This window comes from Psychrobacter sp. FME6 (assembly GCF_014861365.1).
In the GTDB taxonomy this organism is placed as follows: Bacteria; Pseudomonadota; Gammaproteobacteria; order Pseudomonadales; family Moraxellaceae; genus Psychrobacter.
Genome location: NZ_RRYW01000107.1, coordinates 1 through 8,432, shown reverse-complemented (window position 1 = coordinate 8,432; position 8,432 = coordinate 1). Strand labels below are relative to the sequence as shown.

Sequence of the window (8,432 nt, the reverse complement as noted above, 5' to 3'; positions counted from 1 at the left end):
CTATAACACCATTATTCTATCATTAAATTAATCAACACATTATTAAAACACAGCCTTACTTAATTAGCCAGCTTAGTGAAATATCCGAAGAAAGGGATTATAGTCGTAAACTTATTAATGCTTTGATTATAAAAAACCTTGAAAAATTCAGTATAAAGACCACTGAGTTTAAAGGTAAAGAGCTATTTAACTGGGGGGATAAAGATGTTCTAGGGACAGCACTTAATATAGTATTCTCAGATACTGATCCAGATGACTTGATATTTAAGCATATTAATAAGCTGAATTATCAGCATTACTTACAAACCTCTCAAAAAATAATTGATCTTAAGAAAGAGATTGTCAGTGCTCGTAAAAATTTTATTAAAGCTATCAGTAGCGAGGATTTTAAATATATTTTAGAGAATGACTTTGATATTGAGCTTACTCATGATGATGAAACGGCTAAAGATTTTGAGGCAATGATTGCTTCTTGTATTGCAGGCTGTGGTATTGATGATAGTAATATTGGTATCCCGCAAAGCATGCTCGATGCTTTTGATTCTACCGCACCTAAAAGTGATGTGGCTACTGAAGAGGAGTTTAAACAAGCATTGCTGCCTCAGTTGAGTAGTGGTATAGATATAAACCAGAACTGGCTACTCAAAGCACTTGGTGGACTTAATAAAGAGTTCGTTGAAGTACTTCATGATTTTAAACAAGATAGAGCCTCTGAAGCGACAGGTGCAGGCATTGGCTATATCAGCGAAAAAATAAGCGTCACTTGGCTGAATAAAATCACAGTAGATAATAAACGTAGTGCCCTTGAAAACAAGAACAAATTAATAAAAACTTTAAGCCAAAACTTATTGAAGCTTAGTTTTTACGATCCAAAAGCTTTTCGGGCTTTGTATAAGACACTTGAACTGAGTATCTATGGTCATTCAGGATTAGTAGTCGTTCCTAGGAAGATTACGGCCAAAGCTGATACTGCAGTTGCCTTTGCAAATTTTGCCTTAGACGCAGTGTTTCCAAAATCATTCGTTAATAGAATTAATGAAAGAGCCAGACAAGCTAAAAGAGGTGTTACGAGTATCGTGGAAACCGTCACTGATACCAATATTGTACGTACTCCAGAGATTGATAATCTACAGCAGGCCGAAACTAAAGTTTTGTATTACTTTGATGAAGCTTATTCAACAGGTAAAGGCATGGATGCCTTAAGCCAGCTAAATGACGGTCAACGACCCATTAACCTTGATAAGCTAGATGCTAAAGCATTGGCAGCTGAAGCCGTTCAATGGCACAATAGCGTCCAAAAATTAGCGAATGGAGGTATGGGTGTCGTGTCTGGTTTTATCGCATATTTTCAGTTACATGCCGTGATTGCCAGTATGCCAGCCATTGCCAGATTGAAATATGCAGGCGACCCACTACGGCTCACGGAGGCGCAATTGGGCACAGTCAGCTCAGGGCTTGCACTGGTGACGGCTAGTATGGATGTGACCGCTTCAGGAGCTAGCGTACTAGGTAAGACTAGCTTTGCAAACAAGCTGGTCTACCGTGCAGGGTGGCTAGGAATGGTTGGCGCGACGTTTGAGGTGGGGAGCTTAGCGATTTATGGCTATCGTAAGTTTAATGATGGAAATAAGCTTTCTTTTGGTATGACTTTTGGTGCAGGTGTATCAATAACTGCTTCAGCAGTAGCGGGCTTGATTTATGGTTATGGCGTGGCCAACGCTGCAACTGGTGGCGCGGCAGCTGTCCCTGGTGCGGCACTACTTGGTGTTATGATGATAGGCATGACACTAAGCTATACTTTTCAGCGCCTAGCCTATAAGTTCGATGATAAAAACAATACCTTAATAGAATATTGGCTAGACAACAGTGTGTTTGGTCATAAAGCCATGCGAACACAAGACTATTATCTGATAAATCCATTCCAAGAAAAGCCTGCCTTTAACAGCTTAGCAGATGACATTAGTGGCTTTATCACTGCGTGCACCTTATTCTTAGCCAATAATCGTTTGCAAACCTTTCAAGGTAGAATGCCTGTAGAGCACACGATTAACTCAAACAGTGAGATCAGGCTACCGCCAGTGTTTGGCAGTGTGCACGAGCATCTGACCTTATTTGAAAGTAATGTTCATATTGGCAATTGGGACAAAGCAAGCCAGTTGACGATAGAAGTCATCGCTGACAAAAATGGCAGAGAACAAAACCTATATAAAGCGATATTCTATAACTCTACTAGCGATGAACCGGTTGCTAGTAATATTACGTCATTAGCTATTGAGCAGTTAATGCCTGTAGTGACAAAAGGGGAGGCAGACGATCAGTTTGTTATTAGAACGCAGTTATTAAAGTTTGAACCGCATAGTATCAATAACGCAAAAGTGATTGTGACTTATACGCCTGATAGTAGCCGAAACCCGCCGTTTCCTTTAAAAGACGTTGGCTATTTAGACAATAATAAATACTAAAAAATCTGATGAAACAATACATTTGAGTTGAATGCTACTATGATCTTACCAATTCCTCCTATACCTCCTGTCGGTAAAATAATCAGTCGCCCTTATGAGGGAGGTATTCCTAATTTTAAAGAAAAAAATGTCAGTATTAATAGATTAAGTTCACTTATTCATGAAGTGAATCCAGACTATCTGCTATTTCATTCCAGTATTAACTCTATTCAAAATGTATGGTTTTTAGCATCGTATTGTGGTATATGGTTGTTTGGTCAAAGCTTTTTTATTTTCATAGTAGCATCATTTAAATATTTTATAATTGATGAATTTGAGTTGATATCTTTATTTCCGATTGGAATGCTTATTCTCTTCTTGACTGTAATTGGCTTTGCTCCGTTCCTAACTTTAAAACAACTTAAAGCTAAAAAATCTCGATACCACAAAATCTTACTACTAAAAAATACCCAGCAGATTGCTTACTACGAACATAACCGCAAACAAGCCCCTATTTTTCATCTGATTAATTATAAAGATATCACAGCCTCCGTAAGACGTAATGAAGGTTTAGTCTATGAAGTACTGAATCTGCACGTTATCGATAAATCAACAGGAGAGCCAAGCTTATCTATTAACTTTGAAGACATGCAACTCAACCCTTATGACCAGTGGACGTTTATCCGTACCTATATGGAACGTTCAGCAGACGAGCTGCCGCTTGACCCACGATATGCTCATGCTTGTCCAACAGATGTTAGCAGCTCATTATTGGCTTGTGCTGATATCGCTCAAGAGAAGAAAAACAAAGGTTTGACTGGTCTACGGCACGAGGTGACTTTTATGGGTTGGTTGCGCGCTTGTACCGTTAGCTACTTAGACCTTGCTGAAGGCAATATCTATCAATCCAGTGCCAATCCTGCTTTGCATCCTGAAGTGCAGCGTCGGCTTATATGGGATGGTCAAAATAATCCGTATAATATCTTGCCTGTCACACCTGAGCGGCAAGCCGCTTTTGCTAATCAAAATCAAACGGTTAAGCGGAAATGGTATTCAGGAATTGCTATTAATGCAACGTGGTTTATTGGCTCAATACTGTATGTAATGCTGGTGATTGCTTAGATGAAAAATTATCAGCCAATGTCAATTAGATAGTACGAGAACCAATAAAAATGAATAATTACATCATACGACCGCAAGAGATTTACCTATTAGAGTGCTATAGTTCACCCGCCTACTTTAAAGAGATGCGTGATGCTTTTGCTCATATGCTAGAAGCTGCTGAATACGCATTAGAGCTATTTGTCAATGATTTACCTTTTGATTACCGCACGCGTCCTATCAATAGACAACCTGATATCGTCTGGGGCGAACGGGTATTGCCAAACCTGCGTGATACTTTAGACAGCCTGGATATCGGTTATCAAGAGCTGTTAAAAGGAGACTTAGCAGCAATAAGATATGGCGGTAATGTTGAGAGTGCCTTTCGGGCTATCAATATGGACTACGATATCAACTGGATGCCAGAGCAGCAACAGCTGGATTATTATAAATGGGAGAGAGAGGCAAGCTTACGCGCTTTTAACTTGGAAATAACCAGTTACTTTGGCTGGTGTCTTTATGATTTAATAGAAAATTACAGCATTGAGTCAAGAGGACCGTTCAACCCACCTGAATCATGGCCTATCTATAGTCTCAACCAACAATATAGCGTTAAGGTAGATGAAGTTGTTCCTGTCGCTGGCATTTATGTACCAAACCGAGCAGATGCCAGTGCTCAAGTGCTATTAGATGGCATGTTAGCAAATGAAGCTAATGTCGGTTATGATCCTGATACGACACACGCTGTCGGTAGAGCTCCTGTTACTTGGATGCTAGTTGAGCGTATCGCGGATAGTGGTGGTGGCAGTAGCGCAATACCGGAATTTTCACGTTGTGAGGCAGATAAGCCCTGTCCGCAGACGGGTCTTTGGTGGTCGCCTGCGAGTCAGAAACTGCAGCACTTTCAAGCAGATGACATCATGCCAGACATGACTATAGAGATATGGGAAACTATTTGGTATTTCAATGAAACCCATCCGCTGAATATTCAACCTACCACGAGTTATATAAAAAGGAAAAGAGCAAGGCGACCCAAAGTTTACCAACGACACAATGAAAATGCGTATCTAAATAGCTCTGTTAAATATGCGTTTTTTACTATTGTCATAATAAACATATCAATTTTTCTTTTTGTTGAACAAACCTGTGGAGCAATTATTTACGAGCAGTTATTAAAGGCTATCTTTATGCAGGCGTTGTGTTTGTTTATGCTCACGGATTCCAAATTATTACTTGCGCTGGCTAGTATCGTTAATAGGCCGCTTGTGTTTGCTGGTATTGCCAATAGACCGTTAGCTACTATGAAAGTGGCTGCTTTTTTTGTCATGTTAAGCTCTTTCTATCTGTTTTTTATTGCGACACAAGGGCTGGTTTTTCAGAATGGAATGACAGGATGTGGCTAATTTTTGGGTATATAAAATTGATATAGCCTATACGTGAGAAGGGCATCTAACAGTAAAGCTGGCAGGTTAATAGCAGATTGTCTTAGGTAAGCCTAAAGAGAAAAGTTGGTTCAATAAGAGAAGTTATATAATAAGAAAAAGGCTTCCAATTGCTTGGAAGCCTTTTAATATAATGGTACCCGGAGCCGGACTTGAACCGGCACGATCTTTCGATCGAGGGATTTTAAATCCCTTGTGTCTACCAATTTCACCACCCGGGCAAAACTTGTTTTATCTTTAACGTATACTAGCTGATAGACCATCTAGCTACTAGATAAGTGCTCGCTATTATAAGCATTTTCATTAATAAAGCAAGCTAAAATTAATGTATTGTTTATAAAATATTTGAGCTAAATAATTGGAGGCTGGAGTCGGAATCGAACCGACGATCAAGGAGTTGCAGTCCAGTGCATTACCACTTTGCTATCCAGCCAATCAAGGTGGACTATATTAGCAAAAATATTTTAAATTACAAGTCATTTTTTCATTATAAGCCGGTTATTTACTAGCTTGTATCAATTTAACTGTCATTTATTAATATTTAAACCGTTAATAGCCTTATTGATTCATCGCTAAGCGTTTGCCGAGCGATGAATATTCAAGATAACACCAGAAATATTTTATCAAACAATATCCTGATTGTTGCGTCTGGCTTTTTTGATATCTCGATAAGTTGCGGTACAGATTAATATCAGTACCCCAAGCGTAATCGCTGGCCAAATTAAAATATATAAGCCATATATAAACACGTTGTCCATGATATCTCCTTATCGTATTTATGAGCAGTTAACGGTCAGCCAATGACTACTCATGTACTGACCACTGACCAACCGTTATTTAACAACACTGCTGTGGTTTAATTTTTGGGCGTCTGTACGGCCTCACTTTTTTTATCGTAACTGCCCACGCGCTGCTTGATAAGATCAAAGTCGAAATGCTCATTACCCATCAGACTGACAATCACGCAGACAATAGTACTGGCACCGTAGGCGGTCAGTGAAGCGAGTAAGACCATATATTGACGTAGGAAGCCAGTTGCGAAGATTAACATCAGCACGAGCGTGATAGCCGCGGCTCCCATACCGAGTTTACGGCCCAAGAACCCAAAGACCATAAGACCAATAACCACTGCTGCACCAACACTGGCTAATATCTCAAAGAATAAAGCGACAAAGCCCGTAATAGGTATCAGCTCAAAACGAGCAACACAGAACAATAACAGCCCTACAATAACGGCTGAAGTAAAGGCGGTATTGGTCACGCGATTCCAGAACACACTGGCAATTACAGGGAATACAATCGCGCCCCATAATGCACCAACGAAGACCAGCATCACCAAAATATCAAGCTTAAAGCTGGCAAAAATCAACCCAGCGGCAGTGGCAATAATCATCGTACCACGGCCAACGAGCATCATAGTTTTTGGCTTGACACGACCTTTAGCGATATTTTTACCGTAGACATCGGCCATCATAATGGTCGATAGGGCTGATAAATCTGAATCAGCTGTCGATGATAGTGAGCCAATCACTAAGATAAAGAATAGTGCGATAAATACGGGATGCAGATAGGCACTGACCATCTGTGGAATCAGGTTATTCATATTGCCATCGAGTGGTTCAATACCAATAGTTAAGGCCATCAATCCAATCATACCAAGGCCGATAACGATACCAGCATAGCCGACAGTGGCAGTGACAAAGGTCGCTTTAATTTTGGTTTTATCAATGGCAAATAAGCGCTGAGTAATGGTTTGGTTACCGATAGCATAAGCCAATACTGCGACAAAATAGGGCGCGCCTTGTTGGAAAAACGCCTCAGATGAAAAGAAATCCTGCTGTTCTAAGGTCAGGTTAGACAAGCCACTGACCATGACTGAAGGACCACCCATAGAGAATAATACGGCTGGAATAATGACCACACCAATCGCCATTAACGCGACCAATTGGGCAAAATCAGTAAACACAGAGGCTCGAAAACCTGAGGTCAAAGTATAACTCAGCACACCGATACCGGCGATCATCACACCCGTTTGAAACGATAAGGGTGACAAGACTGACACCAACGCCCCAGCCGCGGTGAAGTTGACCATCAAGCTAATTAAGCTGCCCATAATGTTAGATATGGCTAAAATTAATTGGCTTGATGAACCATGGCGCGCATGGATTAGCTCCCCTAATGTGTGGCCATTTGGGGCTAATTCACGAAAGCGCATACCGAATGGGTAGATGAATAAAATCATCAACGCACCCCAAAACCCATAATGTATCGGGCCTGACACACCGTATTTATAGCCAGAAGTAGCAGCGGCATAAAATGAAGCTGCCCAAATCCAAGTGGCGGTCATACTGGCGGCGCCCATACCGAAACCGACACCGTGACCTGCGACCATAAATCCAGAGGTTGTTTCTTTGTCCTTTCTAATTAATAAAGAGAGTAGATAAGTACCGCCATAAAATGCCAATAATAATAAAATAATGGTGAGCGATGAAAATTGGAACAATGACTCCGTTTTCAAATTCATACCTCGCAATTGTTTTAAATGAATAAAATTCAGTGAAATTTAATTAACCCAAACTATTAGGAATACGTTATAGCCTATAAAATCCCCATATTGAGCTAATGCGCGTCGTACTATAAATAGCAAATATATCAACTGTATTAATGGTCAAGGTCTTCAGTTTATGGAATAACCATGATGCCATTAGGTATGCTACACAGTTGTAGTCGAGTGCTATGGTTGTCCATCTTACGAACAGCCATAATAATATTGCGGATAAGCACCAAACCATGGTTGATGGTATGGGCTAGATTTAGATAGCTCTATCAGCAGTAATAAGCCGATAGTCATAGCGGTGTTTATCGCATTGTGTAGTTGATGCGTAATCCGAAGTCGGCATTACCTATATTCGCAATAATCGATTCGAGACGGCCCAAGTAATCAGCCCAATGAACGAATTATTGATAAATAAAACTACAACTATGTTAACTACAGGTAACATGTTCGTGCGCTAAGGGTAACCTATTATGTAAATAACCTCAAATGTATAGTCAACCTACTATAAAAGAGAGGCGTCCAAAATTGCGTTCTATTGGTATAATATAAGGTAGGTTAGCGTGACGGTCATGAACTGAGGTTACAGCTATTAGGCATTAAAATGCTTAGACTGAGGAGTCAAACAAATGGGTGTAATGGATTTAGAGAGGGGAAGTCGTATAGTTGATTCACTTTAGAGTGCCACTGGAGTAAAATTTTCGCAACTTCTGTCACGCTTGAGAGCAGCAAGTAAGAAAGATTTACCCCACTCTCAACTTGAAATAAGCAACTCAAACTGAAGAGGCGGGTTACCAAGTTTTTTGTTGAGTACAAAGCATAGATTATGAGACAGAATCTTACGAATCAATCGATGAGACAAATGCCATAAATCTTTTGCTCGTACCCTTTGTA

5 protein-coding genes, 2 tRNA genes and 1 pseudogene are annotated in these 8,432 nt (G+C 40.2%); 3 read left to right on the top strand and 5 right to left on the bottom strand.

Going from position 1 to position 8,432, the window contains the following annotated elements:
- Nucleotides 1-122 precede the first annotated feature (122 nt).
- The 3 genes from EI162_RS12305 (at nucleotide 123) to EI162_RS12295 (ending at nucleotide 4,945) form a co-directional block, all read left to right on the top strand.
- Complete coding sequence (locus EI162_RS12305; RefSeq protein WP_192524626.1) at nucleotides 123-2,462, top strand: hypothetical protein; 2,340 nt, start codon at nucleotides 123-125, stop codon at nucleotides 2,460-2,462.
- Nucleotides 2,463-2,780: 318 nt separating this feature from the next.
- Nucleotides 2,781-3,563 (top strand): hypothetical protein, encoded by a 783-nt coding sequence (locus EI162_RS12300; RefSeq protein WP_192524625.1) that lies wholly within the window; start codon nucleotides 2,781-2,783, stop codon nucleotides 3,561-3,563.
- A 50-nt stretch (nucleotides 3,564-3,613) separates the two neighbouring features.
- Entirely contained in the window at nucleotides 3,614-4,945 is a 1,332-nt protein-coding gene (locus tag EI162_RS12295; RefSeq protein WP_192524624.1) for a hypothetical protein, read from the top strand.
- Between the two features lie 173 nt (nucleotides 4,946-5,118).
- On the opposite strand, the gene EI162_RS12290 is transcribed toward EI162_RS12295, so the two are convergent.
- The 5 genes and pseudogenes from EI162_RS12290 to EI162_RS12275 form a co-directional block, all read right to left on the bottom strand.
- Nucleotides 5,119-5,205: transfer RNA gene (locus tag EI162_RS12290), tRNA-Leu, on the bottom strand.
- A 138-nt stretch (nucleotides 5,206-5,343) separates the two neighbouring features.
- Nucleotides 5,344-5,417: transfer RNA gene (locus tag EI162_RS12285), tRNA-Cys, on the bottom strand.
- A 190-nt stretch (nucleotides 5,418-5,607) separates the two neighbouring features.
- Nucleotides 5,608-5,742, bottom strand: a complete 135-nt coding sequence (locus EI162_RS14675; protein ID WP_225736989.1) for a putative transporter small subunit — start codon at nucleotides 5,740-5,742, stop codon at nucleotides 5,608-5,610.
- A gap of 98 nt (nucleotides 5,743-5,840) precedes the next feature.
- Nucleotides 5,841-7,508, bottom strand: a complete 1,668-nt coding sequence (locus tag EI162_RS12280; RefSeq protein ID WP_263972272.1) for a sodium:solute symporter family protein — start codon at nucleotides 7,506-7,508, stop codon at nucleotides 5,841-5,843.
- Between the two features lie 784 nt (nucleotides 7,509-8,292).
- Nucleotides 8,293-8,432 (bottom strand): annotated as a pseudogene (locus EI162_RS12275) (IS982 family transposase); the annotation flags it as partial.

What these genes read in the sequence shown, in the direction of transcription:
- EI162_RS12295 (WP_192524624.1), top strand. Translation starts at nt 3,614, where the DNA reads ATGAATAATTACATCATACGACCGCAAGAGATTTACCTATTAGAGTGC.
- EI162_RS14675 (WP_225736989.1), bottom strand. Translation starts at nt 5,742, where the DNA reads ATGGACAACGTGTTTATATATGGCTTATATATTTTAATTTGGCCAGCG.
- EI162_RS12280 (WP_263972272.1), bottom strand. Translation starts at nt 7,508, where the DNA reads ATGAATTTGAAAACGGAGTCATTGTTCCAATTTTCATCGCTCACCATT.